The following is a 21,637-nucleotide window of genomic DNA, read 5'->3' as shown; positions in this document are numbered from 1 at the left end:
CGAGGAACCGCATGGGCCGGATCACCGACCAGGCACGGACGCTCGTCGACACCTACGGCCGGGTGGCGACCGACCTTCGAGTGTCGCTGACGGATCGTTGCAACCTGCGCTGCACATACTGCATGCCCGCCGAGGGACTGGACTGGCTTCCCAAACCCGAGCTGCTGACCGCGGACGAGATCGTCCGACTGATCCGCATCGCGGTGACGCGGCTCGGCGTCCGGGAGGTCCGCTTCACCGGCGGCGAGCCACTCCTGCGGCGCGACCTGCTCGATGTGATCGGCCGGGTCGCCGCGCTTCAGCCGCGGCCCCAGATCTCGTTGACCACCAACGGCATCGGCCTTCCCCGACTCGCCCGGCCGCTGCGTGAGGCGGGCCTCGACCGCGTCAATGTCTCCCTGGATACGTTGGTGCCCGAGAGGTTCCGCAAGCTCGCGCTGCGGGACCGGCTGGCCGATGTGGTCGCAGGCCTCGCGGCGGCTGACGCCGCGGGCCTGCGGCCGGTCAAGGTGAACGCGGTGCTCATGCGCGGCGTCAACGACGACGAGGCGCCCGAGCTGCTGCGCTGGTGTCTGGAGCGCGGTTACCAGCTGCGTTTCATCGAGCAGATGCCGCTGGACGCCCAGCACCGCTGGAGCCGTGACGCCATGGTGACCGCCGCGGAGATCCTCGACTCGCTGTCGGCTGCGTTCGACCTGACCCCGGAGGACGAAGGGATTCGTGGCAGCGCCCCGGCGGAGACGTGGCTGGTGGACGGTGGTCCGGCACGGGTCGGCGTCATCGCCAGCGTGACCCGGCCGTTCTGCGGCTCCTGCGACCGGACTCGGCTCACCGCGGACGGTCAGATCCGCAACTGCCTATTCGCGCGGGAGGAGTCCGATCTGCGCACCCCGCTGCGTGGCGGAGCCACCGACGAGGAGCTCGCCGAGCGCTGGAGAGCCGCGATGTGGACGAAGAAGGCGGGCGCGGGCATCGACGACCTGGGATTCCTGCAGCCGTCCAGGCCGATGTCCGCCATCGGGGGCTGAGAGCTGCTCCCGGGCAGAGGAAGAGGACATGCATGCAGATCCGCGTGCTGTATTTCGGTGCGCTGCGCGAACGGTTCGTCGGTACCCACCAGGAGGACGTCACCGTCACCGACGGAACGACTCTGGGCCGGCTCATCGACCGGTTGTGCCACCTGCACCCCGGCCTGGAGGGTGTCCGCCGCCACGTCAAGGCGGCCGTGAACGAAGACTTCGCGCCACCCGAGCGGCCACTGACCGACGGTGACGTCGTCGCCCTGATCCCCCCGGTGGCCGGTGGTGCCGAGCCCTACTGCCGCCTCACCGAACAGCCCCTCAGCGTGGACGAAGTCCTGGCCGCTGTCACCGGCCCGGGGCAGGGGGGCACCGTCGTGTTCATCGGCACCGTGCGCGACCACAGCCACGGCAAGCAGGTGACCCGCCTGGAGTACGAGGCCTACCCCGGCATGGTCCTCAAGACCCTGGCCGACATCATCCACCGGTGCCAGTCCATCGCGGCCGGTGTCCGCGTCGCGGTCGCCCATCGCACCGGCCGGCTCGAGATCGGCGACGCGGCCGTCGTCATCGCCGCATCCGCCCCGCATCGGGCAGAGGCCTTCGAGGCGTCCCGGATGTGTATCGAGTTGCTCAAGGAAGAAGTGCCGATCTGGAAGAAGGAGATCTCACCTGACGGCGCCGAGTGGATCGGCATGGGTCCATGATCCCCGGGGTTCCGGACCCCTCGGTGCGGCAGCGGGTGTCGCCGCTGGCCACGTCTCCGCTGGAGACTCCACAACGAACAACACCGCGAGGTGATGTGGTGAGTACGACCACGAAAGGCTGCGAAGTACTACCGGCCACCTCGGTCGACGAGGCGGTGCGCGCACTGGCCGATCTCGGTGACCGCGGAGCGGCCCTGGCCGCCGGAACCTGGGTGATGCGGTCGTCCTTGCGAGGTGAGGACCTGCGTCCCCGCTACGTCTCGCTGAACGGCATCGCAGAGCTGCGCGTGATCGAGTCGGGCGAGGAGGTTTCGCTGGGCGCGCTCACCACGCACACCGACCTCGCGTCGCGCGAACTGCCCGCCGCGCTGGCGGGGCTGGTCGGCGCGGCGGGTCAGTCCGCGTTCCCCCAGGTGCGGAACGTGGCGACATTGGGCGGCAACATCGGCGCGACCGGATTCGCGGAGGCGGATCTGGTCCCTGCCCTGCTTGCTCTCGACGCCCGGCTCGAGACCGCCTCGCTGCGGGGCCGGGCGACCGTGTCTCTCGGCGAATACCTGCTGGAACGCGCTCAGCGGCCTGCGGACGAGATCGTCGTGCGGGCGCTGGTTGCGGCGCCGGCCACCCGTCGCTCCGCGTTCGCCCGCCTGACCGTGCGCGGCGGGGGTGAGTACGCCATCGCCAATGTCTGCGTCTGCGTGGATCTCGATCCCGACGGAGTCGTCACCGCGGCGCGCGTGGCGATCGGATCCGTGGAACCTGTCGCGCGGCTGTCGCACGCCGCGGCCGATGCGCTGGTCGGCAACCGGCCGTCGGCGGCTGCCGGTGAGGAGGCGGGCCGGCTGGCCGCAGCCGACTGCACGCCGAGGGACGGTCTTGACGCCCCCGGTTGGTACCGCCGCGAGGTGCTGCCGTCGCTGGTGCACCGCGCGTGCGCCGAGCTTGCCGTCTAGGAGGATGTTGTGTCGTACGCGTTCACGCTCAACGGCCGAGGTGTCGATGTCGACGTTCCAGGGCTGACGCCGCTGCTGGAGGTGCTGCGTGAGCACTTCGGCCTCACCGGAGCCAAACCCGGCTGCGGCGAGGGACGGTGCGGCGCCTGCACCGTCCTGCTCGATGATCAGCCCGTCGTGTCCTGCCTGCTCCCCGTGTCCGCCGTGGAGGGACGTTCGGTGCGCACCGTGGAGTCGCTGGCCGGAGCGGACGGCCCGCTCAGCCCCGTCCAGGACGCGCTGCTGGACGCCGGCGGGGTGCAGTGCGGGGCCTGCATACCGGGGATGGCGATGACTCTGACCGCCGTTCTGGAGCAGAGCCGCGACCTGTCGGAGGAGACCGTGCGCCAGTTCCTGACCGGCAACATCTGCCGCTGCACCGGCTACCAGAAGATCGTCGATGCGGCACTGCGCGCCGCCGGAACCGACGGAGGCCACCGATGACAGTGGTGGGTACCAGCGTCCGCCGAGCGGACGGGGACGCCAAGGTGCGCGGAACCGCGGTCTACGGCATGGACTACACCGAACCGGGCGCACTGGTGGTCCGGGTGTTGCGCTCCAGCGTGCCGGCCGCGCGGATCACCCGGCTGGACACCAGCCGAGCGGAGAAGATCCCGGGGGTCCGGGCGGTCGCCACCGCGGCCGACACCCCGGGGCTGTCCGGCATGCTCGTCCTCAAGGACCAGACGGTGTTCGCCCGCGACGAGATCCGCTACGTTGGCGAGCCGATCGCCGCTGTCGCCGCGGACACCACCGAGCAGGCCGACGCGGCGATCGCCGCGATCGAGTTGGAGGTCGACCCGCTCGAACCGGTCTACGATCTCGAGGCGGCACTCGCCGACGACGCCAGGGTCATCCACCCCGACTGGGAGAGCTACGAGTCCCTCCTCGACGGGCCTCGCGGCGGGAACCTGGCCTGGGAGGCCCGTGTCGAACAGGGCGACGTGGAGGCCGCTTTCGCCTCGGCGCACCTGGTGGTCGAGGACGAGTACCGCACCCCCCGCCAGCATCAGTGCTCGATCGAGCCGCACGCCGCCGTCGCCCGCTACGAGCAGGGCCGCTACATCGTGCACACTCCGACCCAGTTTCCCTTCTTGGTGCGGGGGCGGGTCGCGGAACTGCTAGGCGTCCGCCCCTCCGACGTGCGGGTCGTGGTCCCCACCATCGGCGGCGGATTCGGCGGCAAACTGGACGCGATGCTCGAGCCGATGGCCTGCGTCCTGGCACGCAAGGCGGGGCGTCCGGTCCGCGTGGTGAACAGCCGCGCCGAAGAGCAGGCCACCTGCGGTCCGAGGGAGAACGCCATCGTGCGTCTGCGCACCGCGGTGGCGAAGGACGGCACCATCCTCGCCCAGGAGGGCGTGATTCTCTGCGACAACGGCGCGAACTCCAGCGGCGAGACCGTGGCGTGCGCAAACCTGGCACCGCTCGCCCTCGGCGGAACCTACCGGATCCCGAGCGCCTGTTACGTCAGCAAGGTCGTCTACACCAACACCGCGCCCACCGCTGCGTTCCGGGGCGTCAACGGCAACTACTGCGTCTTCGCCCAGGAGATGCACCTGGACCACATCGCCAGGGAACTGGAGATCGACCGGCGGGAGTTGCGGCTGCGCAACGTACTGAAGGCCGGCGAGCAGATGGTCAACGGCCAGCAACTCGATGACGCCTTCCTCGAGCAGGCACTGGCCAAGGCCGACGAGATCGCGCCTTGGGACGAGCTGACCGCCGCGCGCCGGCCGCTGCGAGGCGTGGCGGTGGTGCCGATGACCTGGATCACCAACCCCGGTCCGTCTGGAGCGACGGTCAAGCTGGGCGAGGACGGCACCGTCACGGTGACCTGCGCGGCCGCCGAGATCGGCACCGGCGGGGTGGCGACCGGAATCCGCCAGATCGTCGCCGACGAGCTGGGCGTGCCGTTCGAGGATGTGCTGGTCACGCCGGCCGACACCGACGCGGCGGGCTACGACCACGGCGCCCAGGGCAGCCGGACGACCTTCGGGACGGGCAGCGCGGCGCTCGACGCCGCGGCGCAGGTCCGCGAGCAGGTGCTGGATGTGGCCGGCGGGATGCTCGAGGCCTCCCCGGAGGACCTGGAGCTGGTCGACGGCCACGTGGGTGTGGTGGGCGCCCCGGGACGACGGGTGAGCCTCGCGGCGGTCGCCGCGACCGCGATGTGGTCCTCCGGACCGATCTCGGCGGCCGGCAAGTTCGTCGCCCCACCGGTGCCGTTCGACGCGGGCTGCATGGTGGGTGCGGCGTTCACGCACTTCAGCGCGGCCTCCTACCACGCACACCTGGCCGAGGTGGAGATCGACCCCGACACCGGGCGGGTATGGGTCACCCGCTACGTGGTCGTGCAGGACGTCGGCCGGGCCATCAACCCGCAGATGATCGAGGGCCAGATCCAGGGGGGTGTGGCGCAGGGCATCGGCTACGCCCTCTACGAGAACCTGCGGATCAGCGACGGGGTGGTCGTGGACAGCGGCCTGGAGACCTACCGGCTGCCGACCGCACTCGACGTGCCGCCGATCGAGATCGCGATCCTGGAGAACCCCTGCCCTTACGGCCCCTTGGGGGCCAAGGGAGTCGCGGAGCCGTCCATCATCCCGGTGGCCGCCGTCATCGGCTGTGCCGTCGCGGACGCGATCGGTACGCCGCTGCAGTCGCTCCCGCTCACGCCGTTCGACGTGCTCGCCGCGCTGCGCCACCGGGACCAGGAGATCACCCCCCGCGACTGACCGCTGATCACCATCGAGCTCGATGATGGCGTCCACCGTGCCGACGGCGAGCGTACGTGGTGATGCTCAGCGATGTCTTCTCGTTCCTGCTCGCCGCGCTGCGGTTCCAGTCGGTGCTGACGGTCACTTGGACGGCGTGCGTGCTGGTCTGGATCGCCTGGGGCCGGCTGCGCGGGCCGTCCGCGGAGCACACCGAGTGGCGGCCGGGCCGGGTGACGCTGTTCAACTGGGGCGGGCTCGGCGCCTGGGCGGCCGGAACGGCCGTCGGAATGGTGCTGCTCAGCGTCGGCGACGACAACTCGTGGACCGCGACCTGGGCACTGCCGCTCTCATTCGTGGTGTCGGCGCTGGCGGAGCTGCTGGTGCTCGCCACATCCGGGCCGGAGCGGACGGTCATGCGGCGGCCGCGTGACCCGCGCGAGGAGGTCGACGACCCGTGGGAGGCGAGGATCCGCTGCCACCACTGCGGCAGGTTCTACCTGGCCGTGGAGATGGACCGGGATCCGGGGCACGGGCATCAGGCGATCTGTGCGAGTGACGCGCAGGCCAGCTCCACGTTCTACCGGCATGCGAGCTCGGAGGCGCGCGGTTCCGCCGGTCGTTGAGCGTGGATGAACGGATGAACGGATGCCGGGTGTGCTTCCGCAACGCCACCCGGCATCCGTTCATGGCGTTGGGCGCCGGCCCGAGGACGCGTGACGCCGTCCGTCACCACGTCACGAGGCCCGTATCCTCCTGCCGGTAACGCCCGTGGTCCTGTGCGCCCTTGTGCCATGCGGCTCAGGCAAGTCCGCGAGCTCGGCAGGCGAGCTGCAGAAGCAGCCAGTCGTCGGGGTTGTCCGGGTCGACGTCGAGTTCGGAGAAGATTCGTTCGATCCGGTAGGCAACCGAGTTGCGATGCAGATGTAGCGCTGCCGCGGTCTTCGACAACGAGCCGTGGTTGTCGAGGTAGACCTGCAACGTCTTGATCGCCTCCTCGGCTTTGCTGTTGCTCATCCGGTCCAGCGGTGCGAGCACTGTGGCGATGGCTTTACGCGCGGTGTGCGAGGCGTACCACTCCACGAGTGTGCGCCGCAGGCCCAGGTTGTCGAAGGCCGTGGCGACGCCCGGCCGGTTGCGGGTCCGGGAGGCGGCGACGGCCGCTCTGGCTTCGGCGGCGGAGTTGATCAGCCCGAGCGAACCCGAGTGCGCGGTGCCGACGCCGCAGTACAGCACCGCATCGGGGAACCGGCGTATCGCCTCCTGCAACGCCTGGTTCGCCGACTTCGTGGCCTGGGCTCCGGCGGAGGGCCCTGGATCGTTGCGGCACATGCGGATGACCAGCACCGAGCGTTCCGTCCAGGCCAGGTGCCAGGTGCCGCCGGTGGACCGGACGGCGTCCAGGACTGTCCGGCCGAGCAGTTGGCGTGCCTCGAACCCGGCGACCTCCTCACGCCACAGCTCCTCGGCGTTGTCGTGCTCGATTCGCACCACGACATGCCAGCCGTCGATCGGCAGGCCCATGGCTCGTGCTCGCCGCAGCAGCTCCGAGCGGCCTTGCTCCGAACTGTCCAGGATCTCGGACAGCAGCTCGGCACGGGACCGGATCGGCAGCTCCTCGGCACGGCGGGCGGCGTCCGCCGCGAGCGCCAGGGTGTCCGCGAGCAGCCTGCCGACGAGTACAAGCTCGGGGCGAGACCGGGCCGAGGCGTCTCGGACGACGACCCACCTGTCCGGTTCGCCGTCCACCTCGACCGGAAACGAGAGTTCGCCATCCGGCTCCGATCTGACGACTATCTCCGCAGCTGCTGCCTTGGCGACGTCTTCGACCATCGCCGCGGGATCCGGGGCCATGGCGGTGGTCCGCTGGAAGGCCTCGACCGCCCGGCGCAGGGCCAGCTCCGCCGACCCGCGCAGTCCGGCATCGAGAGTGGTGACGAGGTCCGCCAGGTTCACCGGATCCGTCTGGCGAAGAATGGCGATCCCGAACCGGCGTGCGGTTTCCACGGAGGTGGAGGTCAACGGGGGCGTGCTGGGCTCGGAGAGGACGAGAGCGGCCACGCCTCGAGCCACGGCCATACGCAACGCGATGTCAAACTGGTAGCCGTCCACGGCCGCGCAGACGTGTGAGCCGAGGACTGCGACGGACTTCGAGGGCGCGTTCTGCAAGTCGAGCAGCCGCTCAGCTACAAAGACGCATTCAACTTCCGGATCGTCGGCGCCACGGGCCACGCATTCGAGCCGCAGCCCGGGCGCGTCTTTCAGGTCGGCGAGCATCGTCATACGACTCTCCCTCGGCGAAGTGCACGAAACATAGAAGTCTTTTGTGCCCGACGTCAATGAACCCGGGAATGTGAGAGCCCTAGGTTCGATGCCGTGCTGTTGGACACGGCAAACATCGAGGCGTTCGCGCTGGGCTGCGCGATCCTGGGCGCCGGCGGCGGCGGAGACCCCGGCATCGGGCTCGTCATGGCCCGCCACGCCATCGCCGAAAGCGGGCCGGTCGAGATCATCGATCCCGACGCGCTGGATCCCGAGGCCCTGATCATGCCCTGCGGGCTGATCGGCTCACCCACGGTCGCCCAGGAGCGGGTGTGGAGCGGCGAGGAGGGCGCGCAACTGGTGGCTGCTGTCGAAGGCAGCACCCACTCCCCGGTCAGCGCGTTGATGTGCTATGAGATCGCCGGGGTGAACGGCCTGCTGCCGGTGATGTGGGCATCCCGGCAGGGGAAGCCACTGCTCGACGCCGACGGCATGGGACGGGCGTTCCCCGAGATGCAGCAGCAGGCGATGCATATCGCCGGCATTGCCGCGAGTCCGGCCCTGCTGACCGATGGCCGGGGCAATGTGATCGTCGTCAATGCGGCCGGGAATCGGGATGCCGAACGCCTCGTCCGCAGCTGTGCCGCCACGTTCGGTGGGACCTGCGCCGGAGCCCTGTACACCATGACCGCCCGTTCCGCCGCCAAGGCCGCGATCCGTGGATCCGTCTCCAAGGCCCTCCGGATCGGTCAGATGATGACAAAACGCCGAAGCGGATGGCCGGAAGCCCTGGCTGACGAAACCGCCGGCCGTGTCCTGATCGAGGGACGGGTCACCGAGATCGAGCGGCGGACAGGCGCCGGATTCAGCCGCGGTCATGCGGTCGTCGACGGCACCGGCGCCTGCTCAGGGCGGCGACTGCGCCTGGAGCTGCAGAACGAGGTGCTGGTCGCTCTCGAGGACGGCGAGGTGCTCGTCACGGTCCCGGACATCATCGCCATGCTCACCCTCGCGGACGGCCACCCAGTGGGTACCGAGCGGTTGCACCACGGGCAGCGGGTCGGAGTCGTGGCCCTCCCCGGACCCGACGTGTGGCGAACCGAAGAGGGCCTGCAAGTGGTCGGTCCGAGGTCGTTCGGATACGACGTGGATTACGTACGGGGAGTCACCGGTGCCGACCACTGAAGAGCTGCGACTGGGCGTCGACGTAGGCGGCACCAACACCGATGCGGTGGTCGTCGATTCGGTGGGGATGCTGGTCGCCAAGGTCAAGATCCCGACCACGGACGACTTGTGCGCCGACGTCGAACAGGGGATCGCGCGGTTGCTCGAGGATCCGGCCGTCGATCCCATGCGGGTCCGCTGCGCAACGCTGGGAGCCAGACGCGCGACGAACGCGATCCGGACCGCCTCGGGCCTGCGCCGCGTCGCCGTCCTGCGCATCGGCGCCCCGCTCACTTTCGCGATACCGCCGCTGGTGGCCTGGCCGCCGGAGCTGCGCCGCGCAGTTCACGCCGGCAGCGCGACGGTCGCCGGCGGATGCGAGTTCGACGGCGAACCGCTCGCGACCCTTGACGAGGCGGGGATTGTCGCGTTCGCGTCCGCGGTCGGCTCCGGTGCCGCTGCAGTCGCCATCACGTCCGTGTTCTCCCTGGTGAACCCGGCGGACGAGCTGCGGGCAGCTGAGATCATGCGCCGGGAACTGGGGGACATCCCCATCTCGATGAGTCACGAGATCGGCGTCATGGGGCTGGTGGAGCGGGAGAACGCCACCGTGCTCAACGCTGCCCTCTCCGGCGTAGCAACCGAGGTCGGGCGCTCGTTCCAGACCGCGGTCGAGCGGACCGGCCTTGAGGCGGAGTGCTACATCACCCAGAACGACGGCACCCTCATGGCACTGGAGTACTCGCTGCGGTTCCCGATGCTCACCATCGGCAGCGGCCCGGCGAACAGCATGCGTGGTGGTGCGCACAGCAGCGGAGTCACCGACGCCATCGTCGCCGACATCGGAGGCGCGACGACCGCGGTCGGACGGCTGGTCAACGGCTTTCCCTGGGAATCGCTGCCGCCCAATTCGATAGGCGGTGTCGACACCAACTTCCGGTTGCCGGACGTGCTCAGTATCCCGGTCGGCGGTAGCTCCGTCGTCCTGGGCGCGGCAGAGCAGTGGGCGAACGGCCGGATGAACGTCGGCAGCTCACTGGTCACCGAAGCGCTCTGTTTCGGCGGATCGACACCCACCATCACGGATGCGGCCGTCGCCGCCGGGCGCGCCACGACGGGCACCTGCCCCGTCCCGGCCAAATGGCACGCCGGCCTGGCCCAGCACTTGGAGCTGTGGGACGGGTTGCTCGCCGAAGCCGTCGACCGGGTCCGGCTGGGCGCCGACGATCTCCCCCTGATCGTGGTCGGCGGAGGCGGCGACATCGCACCGGACAGCTTCTCCGGCGTCCGCGAAGTCATCCGGCCACCGCACTTCGAGGTCGCGAACGCACTCGGCGCCGCCATCGCCCCGGTCAGCGGGCACGCCGAGCGGATCTGCGCGAGCCGTCCCGACCGGCTTCGGGCGGCCGTGGACGAGGTCTCGACAGAAGCGGTGGGGCGGGCCATCCAAGCCGGCGCCGACCCGGCACATGTACGGGTCGTCGACGTCGAGGAGATCCCGCTGACATACCTCCGCGACCCCGCGGTCCGGATCAGGGCTCGGGCGGTCGGACCTCCCGTGACCTTCACCCCGAAGTCATCAGGAAGCGCAGAACGAGCCAGGAGGCACTTGGCATGACCTCGCTCATCGGCCAGAAGTTCGTCCGAGGGGACGGGCTGGAGAAAGTGACCGGTCAAGCCCGGTACACCGCTGACTTGGCGTTCACCGGCCTGCTGCATGCCAAGTTCTTGTACGCCGGACGGGCGCACGCTCGGATCGTGGACATCGACACCACTGCGGCGCGCGCCATGCGCGGGGTACACGCCGTCGTCACCCAGGCCGATGCCCCGATGGTGCGGTATGGCATGTTCGTCAAGGACCGGACGCTGTTCGCCCATGAGGTGGTCCGGTTCGAGGGCGAGATCGTGGCCGCCGTCGCGGCCGAGACCCCGGAGCAGGCCGAGGCCGCCTGCGCCGCGATCCGCGTGGTCTATGAGGATCTCGACCCGATCCTCGACGTCGAGGAGGCTCTCAAGAGTTCCTCGCCGCTGGTGCACCCGGACTGGAAGAGCTACCAGACGCAGAACGGCGTGGAGCGGGGTCCGAACGACTGCGGCCATATGACATCGGTCAAGGGGGATGTCGAGGCGGGATTCGCCGAAGCGGACCACATTCTGACCGAGACCTACCAGAGCGACATGGCACACGCCGTCCCGATCGAGCCGCATGCCGTCGTCGCGCAGTGGCAAGGTGACAAGGTCACGATCTGGAGCACAAGCCAGGTGCCGTTCCCGGCCCGCGCCGGCGTGGCGGAGACGCTGCAGATCCCGCAGAGCAACGTACGGCTCGTGGTTCCGCACCTCGGCGGAGGATTCGGCGGGAAGTGCGACTTCCACTTCGAGGCCCATGTGGCACTGCTGGCCAGGCAGGCCCGGCGACCGGTCCGGCTCGTCTTCACGCGCCGCGAGGAGTTCGTCGCAACGGACAAGGTACGACACGCGTCGAAGATCGAGCTGACCACCGGCGTCAAGGCGGACGGGACCATCACCGCCCGGCGCGCGCGGATATTGCTGAACTCCGGCGCGTACTGCGGAGACGCACTGTTCACGACGGAGATCGGCCTGATGATGGTGGCCGGGCCCTACCGGGTGCCGAACCTCCACGCCGAGGTGCACACCGTCTACACCAACCGGACCCCGGCTGGCAGCGTCCGCGCCCCCGGCGGGCCGGAGACCTGCTGGGCGGTGGAGCAGCACACCGACGAACTCGCCAGGCGCGTGGGACTGGATCCGCTGGAGTTCCGCCGCCGCAACCTCGTCCAGGCCGGAGACACAGGTCAGACCGGTCAGCGGTTCATCAGCTCAAGTGCGAAGGAGTGCCTGGAGCGCGCGGCGGAGATCGCCGGGTGGCCCGGCAAGGACCTCGCTCCCGGCGAGGCCCTGGGGATCGCGGTGGGCTGGTGGTTCAGCCTGCCCGCGAGCTCCGGTGCGTACGTGAAGCTCAACGCCGATGGAACGGGAACGATCGTCACCGGCGCGCAGGAGAACGGCAGCGGCTCGGTGATGGGCCTGGCCACGCTCGCCGCCGAGGAACTCGGCATGCGGCCCGACCAGTTCTCGATCGTCTACCAGGACACCGAGTCCGGACCTTTCGACCTTGGCAGCGCCGGCAGCCAGACCACGTTCAACAACGGACGGGCGGTGATCGAGGCTGCCGGAGAGGTCCGCACAAAGCTCCTGCGCAAGGCGGCCGAGATGCTGGAGGCCGCTGAGGAGGACCTTGAACTCGTCGACGGCGCTGCCCGCGTCCGCGGCGTTCCGTCCAAGGCGCTGCCGATCGCGAGCGTTGCGGCGGCGTCGCAGACATCGTCCCTGCTGATCGGCAGCGGTTCGGGCAACCCGCCATCACTGCCCGAGCACGACCTGAGCGGTTGTGGGGGCCGGCTCGGGTACTCCGCCTTCCTCGCGCCCTCCTTCTTCTGCCACATCGCCAGGGTCCGCGTCGACGAGGAAACGGGCACCGTCTCGGTGCCCGAAGTGACCGCCGTGCACGAGTTCGGCCGCGTCCTCAATCCGCTCGGCGCTCAGGGCCAGGTCGAGGGAGGGGTGATCCAGTCCATCGGCATGGCGGTGCTGGAGGGCAGCCAGTACGACGGCGGCCGCCAGCTCAACCCCGGCCTGCTCGGCTACAAGCTGATCACCGCCGCTGACGCTCCCCGAGTCAACGTCGAGTTGCTCGAGGACCCCGTTGACCACGGGGGACCGCACGGTGCGAAGGCGGTGGGCGAACCGCCAGTCGTCGGCACCGCCGCGGCGATCGGCAACGCCATCGCGGCAGCGGCCGGCACCCGGGTCCGCGCCCTGCCCATGACGGCCGAACGAGTGTGGACGGCACTTCACGAGCAAGAAGGAGAGCTGGCATGAGCCGCTATTTCGCGCCCACCACCGCTGCGGAGGCCGCCGCGCTGCTGGCTGAGCATGAGGGCGCGCGCGTGGTCGCGGGAGGCACCGACCTGGTCGTGGCCGCCAGAGGCGGCAAACACCGGATGCCCGAGGTGCTGATCGCCATCCACGGCGCGACCGACCTGGCCCTGGTGGAGAACGAAGACGGTTTGCGCCTGGGAGCGCTGACGTCGCACGCGTGGATCGAACGATCACCTCTGATCGGCTCCCATTGGTCCGCGCTGGCCGACGCGTCCGCCCTGGTCGGCTCACCTGCCACCAGAGCCAACGGCACACTGGGCGGCAACCTGATGAACGCCTCGCCCGCGATGGACACCGGTGCCCCGCTCCTCGTCTTCGAGGCCGACGTCGAACTGCTGAGCCTTCGCGGGACTCGCACCGTGCCGGTCGCGGATCTGCTGGCCGGACCCGGCCGCACCACGGCAGAGCCCGACGAACTGCTCACCTCCGTGCGCCTGCCGGATCTGCCCCCCGCGACGGGGAGTGCGTATGTCCGTCTGGAACACCGGCGCGCGATGGAGATCGCGGTCGTCGGCGCCGCCGCGCTGGTCACACTCGGAGACGACGGCCGGGTGGCCGACTCCCGGATCGCACTGAGCGCGGCAGCACCCACGTGCATGCGGGCGCGCGAGGCCGAAGACCTCTTGCGCGGACTCCGGCCGGACGGCGCCTCCTTCCGCGACGCGGCGGCACTCGCGACCGGGGCCGTACAGCCCATCACCGACGTCCGGGCGAGCGCCCGGTACCGCCGGGCGATGATCTCGGTCGTCGTGAGCCGGGCGCTGGCGGTTGCTGCCGCGCGCGCCGCGGGCACCGACATCGCCGTCCCCGCCAACCGCAATCTGCCCACGGTCACCGCCGGGAGTACAGGATGAAGTATCCGCTGAATGTGAGGGTCAACGGCGTCGAAACGTCGGTGGACGTCGAGCCGCACCGATCGCTGCTGAACGTGCTGCGGGAGGACATCGGCCTGACCGGGCCGAAGGAGGGGTGCGACGACTCCGAGTGCGGCGCATGCATGGTGCTCGTGGACGGGCGGCCGGTGAACTCCTGCTCCTATCTCGCCCTGCAGACCGACGGGCGGGAGATCACGACCATCGAAGGTGTGTCGGAGCCCTCCTGCCCGCACCCGATCCAGCAGGCGCTGCTGGAGGAGGGCGGTGTGCAGTGCGGCTTCTGCACACCGGGCATCGTGATGTCCGCCAAGGCCCTGCTGGACGCCAACCCGTCGTGCAACGAGGACGAGGTCCGGCTGGCGCTGGGCGGAAACCTGTGCCGCTGCACGGGCTACCAGAAGATCGTCCGGGCCGTACTGCGGGCAGCTGAACAGCTGCAGGACCGGGCCGGCACGACTGGATAGCCAAGGGCAAACCGCAGCAAACACAGCAAACACACCCAAAGTCCCCCGAGCGCACCGTTCGGGGGACTTTGCAACGTGCCCTGCGTACGGCGACAGTGACGCTCACGGCCGGCAAGGGGGGAACTCCTTGTGCAGATCAGACAAGTGGCCTTCCCAGCTTCGGCTGAACGCCTAAAGATGCAATGTCGCCGGGCCACTAATCTCGCAGGTCATCAGCTCAATCCGGTCCGGCGGGCCCCTGTCGAGTGATGTACGTGAGCTCGCCTGAAAGCTTCCGAGTCCGAGCGCACGCAACCTGGGAGACCACCACCCATGAAGCCACCTCCGTTCAAGTACCACGCCTGCCGAACGATCGATGAGGCAGTCGGCATCCTCGATTCCGACCCGGACGGCTCGAAGGTGCTGGCTGGAGGCCAGAGCCTTGTTCCCGTGCTGAATCTCCGGCTGGCCGCTCCTGACAACCTCGTGGATATCAACTCCATCGAGGGTCTGGACTACATCCGTGTCCAACCGGATCATGTGGCGATCGGTGCGGGGACACGACAGTACATCGTGGAGCGCTCCGACCAGCTCCACTCGGTGCTGCCCGTGGTGCGGGAGGCGCTTTCCCATGTCGGCCACTCGCAAATCCGCAACCGCGGCACGGTCGTCGGGAGCATCTGCCACGCGGATCCCGCCGCCGAAATGCCGGCGGTTTTCCTGACCGTCGGCGGTGAGGTGACCGCCCGCAGTGCCGCGGGAACCCGCACCATCGGCTCGGACGACTTCTTCGAGTCCTATCTCACCACCGCGCTCGAACCCAACGAGATTGTCACTCAGGTGAAGTTCGACATTCCGAGCGGGCGGACCGGGTGGTACTTCGAGGAGGTCGCCCGGCGCCATGGCGACTTCGCCATCCTCGGCGTGGTGGCCCTCGTCTCGCTCGAGGGTGACACCGTGAGCAGGGCGCGGATCACCATTTTCGGCGGGGGTGCCACCCCGCTTCGGATGACCGTCGCCGAGCAGTTGATCACTGGCGCGAAGGCCGGTGACATCGGCGGTGACCTCCTCGAACGTGCGGCGAGCGAAGCCTCAGCCGCGGTGCGGCCGACCGACGACATCCACGCCAGCGCGGACTACCGGCGCCACGTCGCGGGACTGCTGACGAAGCGGGCCATCACCCGGTCACTCGAACGTGCGGGATCTCCCGCGTGACCACCTCGGGCACGGCGCACAGCCCGCTCGCGATGTCCGACCAAGGCGAAGGAGAAGCACCATGGCAATGAGCTCGAAGCAAATCGTGGAGCTGAATGTCAACGGCATTCCGCACCAGCTGCTGGTCGAGCCGCGGAAGACGCTCGCTGACGTTCTCCGTGACGATCTCGGCCTCACCGGCACCAAACTCGGTTGCGAACACGGCGTCTGCGGGGCGTGCACCGTCCTGGTCGACGGCCGTGCCATCCGGGCCTGCCTGATGTTCGCCGTCCAGGCTCAGGGATCAGAAATCACCACCGTCGAGGGACTCGCCTCGGACGGCGAACTCGACCACGTCCAGAAGGCTTTCGCGGAAAACCATGGCCTGCAGTGCGGATACTGCACGCCCGGGATGCTGATGACCGCGCACGCCTTCCTCGCCGAGAACCCGGAGCCCACTCGGGAGCAGATCTGCGAGGGGATGAACGGAAACCTCTGCCGGTGCACCGGCTACCAGAACATCATCAAGTCGACCGCGGCAGCCGCGGCAGCCGCGAAGGCGGCGAAGTAGGAAGTCCGGTTTTCATGACCGCAATTCCCCCGGTGTAGAGCAGGGCGACGGCAACACCTTCCGGCGAGAGGAAGAGCTCACATGTCTGAAACGTTGGACCTCAGGGAACAGGCGATCCGGAAATGGGGAAGCGACAACCGCGCGATCCGTAAGGGAAAGTGGATCGGAAAGCCGGCCAGGCGTCTTGAGGACCCGCGGTATCTGACGGGCGCTGCCCGCTACGTGGCGGACCTCGAACTGCCCCAGATGCTGCACGCCGTGTACGTCCGCTCCCCCCACCCGCACGCCCGCATCGTCTCCATCGACAAGTCCGTGCTGCCAGGGCTCGGCAAGACCGTGTTCGCCTTCACGGGCGAGGACCTGCGCGATGTGCCGCCGCTGATCGACCACGTCGCGCTCGACAACCTCCTGAGGACTCCCCAGCCGGTCATCGCGATCGGCAAGGTCCGGTTCGTCGGCGACGCGGTGGCGATCGTCCTCGCAGCGGACCGCTACGCGGCGGAAGACGCGGCTGAGCTGCTCAGCTCCGCCGTCGAATACGAGGAGCTGCCGCCGGTGCCGAATGTGGCGGCCTCCGGTGCGTCGGACGCCGCGCTGCTGTTCGAGGAACTCGGCACGAACGAGATCTACCGCGAGGCGATCACGCACGGCGAGGTCGACGAGGCGTTCGCCAAGGCCGACCGCGTGTTCAGTGCCCGGTTCGACCACAACCGCTATATGGCGGCACCCATGGAGACCAGGGGTGTGCTGGCCAACTACGACCGGGCCGACCAGCAGCTGACCGTCTGGTCGTCGACCCAGATGCCGCATTTCCTGCGCTCGGTGATCGCCGGCCAGCTGGGCCTGCCCGAGAACAAGGTCCGGGTGATCGCGCCCGAGGTCGGTGGCGGGTTCGGCATGAAGATGTGCACGGTGCCCGAAGAGATCGCCATTCCGTTCATCGCGACCCAGCTCGGGCGTCCGGTCAAGTGGATCGAGGACCGGCACGAGCACCTCATCGCGGCCACGCACGCCAAGCAGCAGTCCATCAATCTCGAGGTCGCCGTCACCAACGACGGCAAGGTGCTCGGTGTCCGCGGAGAGTTCGTCGGTGACGGCGGCGGCTACTCCTTCAACACCGAGAGCGCGCTGATCGAGCCGGCGCTGGCCGCGAAGGCGCTGCCCGGCCCGTACCGGATCGAGAACTACCGGGAGGAGGTCGGCGCCTTCCTGACCAACAAGAGCCCCGTCGCGGCGTACCGCGGAGTGGGCTGGACCGCCGCGAACACCGCGCGGGAGCTCCTCTTCGACGAGGCCGCGCGCGGCCTCGGCATCGACCCGGCGGAGTTCCGCCGCCGCAACATGCTGCGCTCCGACGAGCTGCCGTACCTCTCGTGCACCGGTCAGGTCTACGACAGCGGCAGCTACCTGGAGTCTCTCGACAAGGCCCTTGAGGCCGTGGACTACCAGGCGTTCCGCCAGAGGCAGGAAGAACTGCGCAAGCAGGGCCGCTACATCGGTCTGGGCATCAGCTCCTATGTGGAGCAGACCGCGTGGGGCAGCGAATCCTCGGCCCAGGCCGGAACGCCGCTGCCGTCGCACGACAACGCCACCGTCACCGTCGATCCGTCGGGCAAGGTGACCGTCGCGGTCAGCGTGTCCAGCCACGGCCAGGGACACGAGACCTCGCTCGCCCAGATCGCCGCCGACGGCCTCGGGATGGACATCAAGGACGTCGTGATCCTGCACGGCGACACCTCGAACACGCCGTACGGCCTGGGCACCTACGCCAGCCGCAGCGCGGTCATCGGCGGTGCCACCGTGGCCAGGGCCGCCGCGGACGTCCGCGAGCAGATCCTGCAGGTGGCCGGGAAGATGCTCGAGGCCAGCCCGGAGGACCTGGTGATCGAGGACGGGAAGGTCTCCGTCGCGGGCACCCCGTCGCGGTTCAAGACCCTGGCCGATGTGGCCTACGCCGCGCACTGGGACTCCGAGGTGCGCAACAGCGAACCGCTGCTGTCGGCAACCCGGTTCTATGACCCGCCGGCCAACTACGCCAACGGCTGCGTCGTGGCGCTGTGCGAGGTGGACGCCGACACCGGCGTGGTCACCCTGGACCGCATCGTCGCGGTCGAGGACTGCGGCATGGTGATCAACCCCATGATCGTGGAAGCGCAGGTGCACGGCGCCATCGTCCAGGGACTCGGCGGCGCGATGCTCGAGCACCTGATCTACAGCGACGAGGGCCAGCCGCTCACCACGACCTACATGGACTACCTGGTGCCCACGTTCTCCGATGTGCCGCCGATCGAGGTGATCAGCATCGAGACGCCGTCTCCCTTCACCGTGGGCGGTATCAAGGGTATGGGCGAGGGTGGCCAGATCGCCGCTCCCGCCGCCCTGGCCAATGCGGTGGCGGACGCTCTCGCCCCGTTCGGAGCCCGCATCGAGAAGCTGCCGATCACGCCCGACTACGTGCTGCGGCTGATGGGCAAGATCGGCTAGCCGGAGAACGCGGCGAGTGCACAGCAATTGCAATCGAGCAAAGTCGGTGCCGGGGGTGCCGAGGCCGAGGTCACGGCAACCCCGGCATCAGCCGGAGGGGCAGCGATGAGCATCGAGCAGCACCAGGGCGGCGGGCCGTCCGGTCTTCCGTTCGACACCGTCGACGAAGTGCAGGAGGCCCTGCGCGGCCGCAATTACCTGGCGGGGCGTGGCTTGGCTACCGCGATCCTGCTCTCCCTCAAGATGGGCCGGCCACTGCTGCTCGAGGGTGAGGCCGGGGTCGGAAAGACGGAAATCGCCAAGACACTCGCCGGTGTCCTCGATACCGAGCTCATCCGCCTGCAGTGCTATGAGGGCATCGACGCCTCGCAGGCGCTCTATGAGTGGGACTACGGACGTCAGTTGTTGTTCGCCCGCGCCCTGCAGGACGGCGAGGTCGATGCCGCGGACCGGGTACGGCAGCTGTACGGCCCGGACTTCCTGCTCGCCAGACCGTTGCTCCAGGCCATTCGGGCCGAGAAGCGGGTCGTACTGTTGATCGACGAGATCGATCGGGCCGACGACGAGTTCGAGGCCTTCCTGCTGGAGGTGCTCTCCGACTTCACCGTGACCGTTCCCGAACTGGGCACGATCCGGGCGGTGTCACCGCCCGCGGTGATCCTCACGTCCAACCGCACCAGGGAACTGCACGACGCGCTCAAACGGCGGTGCATGTACCAGTGGATCGAGTTCCCGGAGCTCGAGCGGGAGGCGGAGATCGTGCGGCTGCGGGCCCCGAACGTGTCGGAGCCACTTGCTCGCTCCATCGTCACCGCCATCGCGCGCCTGCGCGAGCTCGACCTGATCAAGCGGCCGGGCAGCGCGGAAGCGATCGACTGGGCCAATGCGCTTGCGCTGCTCGGAGCTGAGGCCGTCACCAGTGAAGAGGGTCGCCTGACGCTCGGCTGGGCCATCAAGAACCAGGACGACATGCGCCTGGTCGAACCGCGACTTCACGAGCTCCTCAGTGAGTGACCCGGTAGAGCTCGCCACCCGTTTCTGCAGGGTGTTGCGTGCGGAGGGCTTGGCCGTGGGCACCGGCCAGATCATCGACTTCTGCCGCGCTGCGGCCGAACTCGGAGAGCTCTACTGGGCAGGCCTGGCCACGCTGGTCAGCGATCGGGAGGAAATCGCTGTCTATGACCGCGTCTTCCGGGCCTTCTTCAGCGGCCACGAGTCCATGTCCATGCCCGAACCGCAGCCGGACGCTCCAGCCGTCATGCGGACCGCGCACACCGCGGGGCTGGCCGACCCGTCCGATGAGGACGCCGACCAACAGGTGGCCATGGCCAGCCACGTCGAGCTGCTGCGAAAGAAGTCCTTCGCCGACTGCACCGAGGACGAGCTCCACGCGTTGTTCGCGGCCGGCGCGCGCCTGCCGGTGGCCACCCGGCGTTCCCGGCGGTACCGGGCCGCCCGCAAGGGGTCACCCGACTTCCAGCGCACTCTGCGGGCCTCCTTCCGTACCGGAGCGGAGCCGGTACGCCGTGCGTGGCGTGTGCGCAGGCTCCGCCCCCGCAGGGTCGTCCTCCTCCTCGATGTCTCCGGTTCGATGGCGGCCTACTCGCGCGCGCTGCTCTTCTTCGCCCACGCCGGAGTGCGAGCGCAGCGGGGATGGGAGGTGTTCTGCTTCGGTACCCGGCTCACGCGCGTGACCCGCGAGCTGGCGCAGGGCACGCCGGATGAAGCGCTGCGACGGGCCGCCGACGAAGTCGTCGACTGGGACGGTGGCACGCGTATCGGCGAGTCCCTCAAGCGCTTCCTCGACGGATACGGCCACGGCGGTCTCGCCCGAGGGGCGTGGGTGGTCGTCTGCTCGGACGGGCTCGAGTTCGGTGACCCGGAGATGCTCGGACAGCAGATGCTGCGGCTGTCCCGCCTCGCCCACCGAGTGGTGTGGCTCAACCCCCTCAAGGAGGACCCGGCGTACGAGCCGCTCGTACGCGGAATGCAGGCCGCACTGCCCCACATCGATGTCTTCTCCAGTGGACACAACCTCGCCGGCCTGGTCGAGGGATTGGCCGGGGCGCTTGGCCCACGATGACTTTCCTCGGTCCTTCAGGCCCTGTCCGGCCGATCCATGTCTGACAGAATTGCCGGCGTGCTGCATGAAAGATGTGAATGATGACGTGGTGGACACCAACGGTGGTCAGCGGTCGACGATCACCGTGGTGGCAGCGGCGATCGTAGAGCAGGGGCGGCTGCTCGTGGTCAGTAAGAAGGTCGCTCCAGAGATCTTCTATCTGCCTGGTGGCAAACCTGAGGCGGGGGAGAGCGCCGAGGAGACACTCATCCGTGAACTCGATGAAGAGCTCGGTGTGACTCCCACCAGTCTCACCCTGTTGGGCGACGTCGAGGATGTCGCCGCGATCGAAGGCGTGCCGATGCATATGACGGTTTTCAGGGCCGAGATCGACCAGGTGCCTCGGCCGGCCGCCGAACTGGCTGACCTGCGATGGATCAACCGCAGCGACGAGCACGCACCAATGCTCGCTCCAGCGGTACGGAACCACGTCCTTCCTCTCCTCGTCCGATCAGGCTTTATGCCAAGCCCGGGAAGTCAGTGAACCGCTGTGGGTGGGTCTGTGGTTGCGTCCTGGGAAGTGGTGTACGGGTTCCGCCTGATCCGGGGGTTTGCCTCGGCGTCGGAGTGAGAGTCCAACTCGCCGTCCCCGGCGTGTGACTGCCTCGCGCACAGGTTCGGCAATGCGGCGGACGGGCCCGGCCGTGTCCGGTGTTACGGCTCGGACATGACGGAGGCGGAGTGGCAGGTCATCCGGGCGGCGCTGCCGGTGCCGGCGTGGCTTCAGGGGCGGGGCGGACGGCCGGAGGGCTACTGCCACCGCGTGATGCTGGATCAATGCCGCGAAGTTAAGGATTCGGTGGTGGCGTCAAGTCGTCAGGGAGGGTGATCTTGTAGGTGTTCGGCGCGGTGCGGATGAGTCGGCCGTTGCGGGCCCAGTAGCAGAGTTGCGCGGTGAGGCTGCTGAGGGGGCGCCCACAAGAGGGAAGGACCCGGCGCGCTGCAACCCCCACTCGAGGGAGTGAGGAGAGTCCCTGTGCCCGCTGCTGACCGTGCGCGGGTGCCGTGTTCCCTAAGGGCGCACCTTCCTTGGTGCCGTGTTCCCTAAGCGGGACGCGGCTTCGAGCGCCGCCTGGTCGGGGAGCTTCCGCGGCAGCAGGCTGCGCTGGAGCGTCACGGCGGTG

At 69.0% G+C, this 21,637-nt stretch carries 18 protein-coding genes; 17 read left to right on the top strand and 1 reads right to left on the bottom strand.

Annotated elements, in window-relative coordinates; all coding sequences use genetic code 11:
• The first annotated feature begins 11 nt into the window (after window positions 1-11).
• From moaA to ABD198_RS25535, 6 genes are all read left to right on the top strand, one after another.
• Window positions 12-1,028 carry a GTP 3',8-cyclase MoaA gene (moaA, locus tag ABD198_RS25560; protein WP_344006121.1) on the top strand — a complete coding sequence of 339 codons (1,017 nt, stop codon included), beginning with the start codon at window positions 12-14 and terminating at the stop codon, window positions 1,026-1,028.
• A gap of 32 nt (window positions 1,029-1,060) precedes the next feature.
• A complete protein-coding gene (locus tag ABD198_RS25555) occupies window positions 1,061-1,726 on the top strand; it encodes a molybdenum cofactor biosynthesis protein (RefSeq protein ID WP_344006119.1) in 666 nt (221 codons plus the stop codon).
• A 98-nt stretch (window positions 1,727-1,824) separates the two neighbouring features.
• Window positions 1,825-2,679: an FAD binding domain-containing protein gene (locus ABD198_RS25550; RefSeq protein ID WP_344006117.1), complete on the top strand. Its 855-nt coding sequence runs from the start codon at window positions 1,825-1,827 to the stop codon at window positions 2,677-2,679.
• 9 nt (window positions 2,680-2,688) lie between these two features.
• Window positions 2,689-3,162 carry a (2Fe-2S)-binding protein gene (locus tag ABD198_RS25545; RefSeq protein WP_344006115.1) on the top strand — a complete coding sequence of 158 codons (474 nt, stop codon included), beginning with the start codon at window positions 2,689-2,691 and terminating at the stop codon, window positions 3,160-3,162.
• On the top strand, window positions 3,159-5,456 hold the full coding sequence (locus ABD198_RS25540) for a xanthine dehydrogenase family protein molybdopterin-binding subunit (protein WP_344006113.1): 2,298 nt from the start codon (window positions 3,159-3,161) through the stop codon (window positions 5,454-5,456). Before ABD198_RS25545 ends, ABD198_RS25540 begins: the two co-directional genes overlap by 4 nt.
• Before the next feature lie 62 nt (window positions 5,457-5,518).
• Window positions 5,519-6,061: a purine-cytosine permease family protein gene (locus tag ABD198_RS25535; protein ID WP_344006111.1), complete on the top strand. Its 543-nt coding sequence runs from the start codon at window positions 5,519-5,521 to the stop codon at window positions 6,059-6,061.
• A 175-nt stretch (window positions 6,062-6,236) separates the two neighbouring features.
• Here ABD198_RS25535 and ABD198_RS25530 read toward each other — a convergent pair whose 3' ends face one another.
• Window positions 6,237-7,718 carry a PucR family transcriptional regulator gene (locus ABD198_RS25530; protein WP_344006109.1) on the bottom strand — a complete coding sequence of 494 codons (1,482 nt, stop codon included), beginning with the start codon at window positions 7,716-7,718 and terminating at the stop codon, window positions 6,237-6,239.
• Window positions 7,719-7,811: 93 nt separating this feature from the next.
• Between ABD198_RS25530 and ABD198_RS25525 the strand changes: the two genes are divergently transcribed.
• The 11 genes from ABD198_RS25525 to ABD198_RS25475 all read left to right on the top strand — a co-directional run bounded on the left by ABD198_RS25525 (window position 7,812) and on the right by ABD198_RS25475 (window position 20,997).
• Complete coding sequence (locus ABD198_RS25525; RefSeq protein ID WP_344006107.1) at window positions 7,812-8,882, top strand: S-methyl thiohydantoin desulfurase family protein; 1,071 nt, start codon at window positions 7,812-7,814, stop codon at window positions 8,880-8,882.
• Complete coding sequence (locus ABD198_RS25520) at window positions 8,869-10,479, top strand: hydantoinase/oxoprolinase family protein (protein ID WP_344006105.1); 1,611 nt, start codon at window positions 8,869-8,871, stop codon at window positions 10,477-10,479. The genes ABD198_RS25525 and ABD198_RS25520 overlap by 14 nt, the downstream gene beginning before the upstream one ends.
• The gene (locus ABD198_RS25515) at window positions 10,476-12,764 is read left to right on the top strand and encodes a xanthine dehydrogenase family protein molybdopterin-binding subunit (RefSeq protein ID WP_344006103.1); all 2,289 of its coding nucleotides are present in this window, start codon (window positions 10,476-10,478) and stop codon (window positions 12,762-12,764) included. Before ABD198_RS25520 ends, ABD198_RS25515 begins: the two co-directional genes overlap by 4 nt.
• On the top strand, window positions 12,761-13,678 hold the full coding sequence (locus ABD198_RS25510; RefSeq protein WP_344006101.1) for an FAD binding domain-containing protein: 918 nt from the start codon (window positions 12,761-12,763) through the stop codon (window positions 13,676-13,678). The genes ABD198_RS25515 and ABD198_RS25510 overlap by 4 nt, the downstream gene beginning before the upstream one ends.
• Window positions 13,675-14,163 (top strand): (2Fe-2S)-binding protein, encoded by a 489-nt coding sequence (locus ABD198_RS25505; protein WP_344006099.1) that lies wholly within the window; start codon window positions 13,675-13,677, stop codon window positions 14,161-14,163. The genes ABD198_RS25510 and ABD198_RS25505 overlap by 4 nt, the downstream gene beginning before the upstream one ends.
• A gap of 312 nt (window positions 14,164-14,475) precedes the next feature.
• The gene (locus tag ABD198_RS25500) at window positions 14,476-15,357 is read left to right on the top strand and encodes an FAD binding domain-containing protein (RefSeq protein WP_344006097.1); all 882 of its coding nucleotides are present in this window, start codon (window positions 14,476-14,478) and stop codon (window positions 15,355-15,357) included.
• 67 nt (window positions 15,358-15,424) lie between these two features.
• Complete coding sequence (locus tag ABD198_RS25495; protein WP_344006095.1) at window positions 15,425-15,907, top strand: (2Fe-2S)-binding protein; 483 nt, start codon at window positions 15,425-15,427, stop codon at window positions 15,905-15,907.
• An 81-nt stretch (window positions 15,908-15,988) separates the two neighbouring features.
• Window positions 15,989-18,391, top strand: a complete 2,403-nt coding sequence (locus ABD198_RS25490) for a xanthine dehydrogenase family protein molybdopterin-binding subunit (protein WP_344006093.1) — start codon at window positions 15,989-15,991, stop codon at window positions 18,389-18,391.
• Window positions 18,392-18,496: 105 nt separating this feature from the next.
• A complete protein-coding gene (locus ABD198_RS25485; protein ID WP_344006091.1) occupies window positions 18,497-19,405 on the top strand; it encodes an AAA family ATPase in 909 nt (302 codons plus the stop codon).
• A 55-nt stretch (window positions 19,406-19,460) separates the two neighbouring features.
• Window positions 19,461-20,474, top strand: coding sequence for a vWA domain-containing protein (locus ABD198_RS25480; RefSeq protein ID WP_344006087.1), 1,014 nt, complete (start codon window positions 19,461-19,463; stop codon window positions 20,472-20,474).
• A 64-nt stretch (window positions 20,475-20,538) separates the two neighbouring features.
• Window positions 20,539-20,997, top strand: coding sequence for an NUDIX hydrolase (locus ABD198_RS25475; protein WP_344006085.1), 459 nt, complete (start codon window positions 20,539-20,541; stop codon window positions 20,995-20,997).
• Window positions 20,998-21,637 lie beyond the last annotated feature (640 nt).

The sequence above is a fragment of the Streptomyces thermocarboxydovorans genome, assembly GCF_039524635.1.
Lineage (GTDB): Bacteria > Actinomycetota > Actinomycetes > Streptomycetales > Streptomycetaceae > Streptomyces > Streptomyces thermocarboxydovorans.
This window is presented reverse-complemented; position numbering and strand designations above follow the sequence as displayed.

Bases quoted from the DNA above. Each gene is read 5' to 3' on its own strand.
- moaA (WP_344006121.1), top strand. From the start codon at position 12: ATGGGCCGGATCACCGACCAGGCACGGACGCTCGTCGACACCTACGGC.
- ABD198_RS25555 (WP_344006119.1), top strand. From the start codon at position 1,061: ATGCAGATCCGCGTGCTGTATTTCGGTGCGCTGCGCGAACGGTTCGTC.
- ABD198_RS25540 (WP_344006113.1), top strand. From the start codon at position 3,159: ATGACAGTGGTGGGTACCAGCGTCCGCCGAGCGGACGGGGACGCCAAG.
- ABD198_RS25535 (WP_344006111.1), top strand. From the start codon at position 5,519: ATGCTCAGCGATGTCTTCTCGTTCCTGCTCGCCGCGCTGCGGTTCCAG.
- ABD198_RS25530 (WP_344006109.1), bottom strand. From the start codon at position 7,718: ATGACGATGCTCGCCGACCTGAAAGACGCGCCCGGGCTGCGGCTCGAA.
- ABD198_RS25515 (WP_344006103.1), top strand. From the start codon at position 10,476: ATGACCTCGCTCATCGGCCAGAAGTTCGTCCGAGGGGACGGGCTGGAG.
- ABD198_RS25510 (WP_344006101.1), top strand. From the start codon at position 12,761: ATGAGCCGCTATTTCGCGCCCACCACCGCTGCGGAGGCCGCCGCGCTG.
- ABD198_RS25505 (WP_344006099.1), top strand. From the start codon at position 13,675: ATGAAGTATCCGCTGAATGTGAGGGTCAACGGCGTCGAAACGTCGGTG.
- ABD198_RS25500 (WP_344006097.1), top strand. From the start codon at position 14,476: ATGAAGCCACCTCCGTTCAAGTACCACGCCTGCCGAACGATCGATGAG.
- ABD198_RS25495 (WP_344006095.1), top strand. From the start codon at position 15,425: ATGAGCTCGAAGCAAATCGTGGAGCTGAATGTCAACGGCATTCCGCAC.
- ABD198_RS25490 (WP_344006093.1), top strand. From the start codon at position 15,989: ATGTCTGAAACGTTGGACCTCAGGGAACAGGCGATCCGGAAATGGGGA.
- ABD198_RS25485 (WP_344006091.1), top strand. From the start codon at position 18,497: ATGAGCATCGAGCAGCACCAGGGCGGCGGGCCGTCCGGTCTTCCGTTC.
- ABD198_RS25475 (WP_344006085.1), top strand. From the start codon at position 20,539: ATGAAAGATGTGAATGATGACGTGGTGGACACCAACGGTGGTCAGCGG.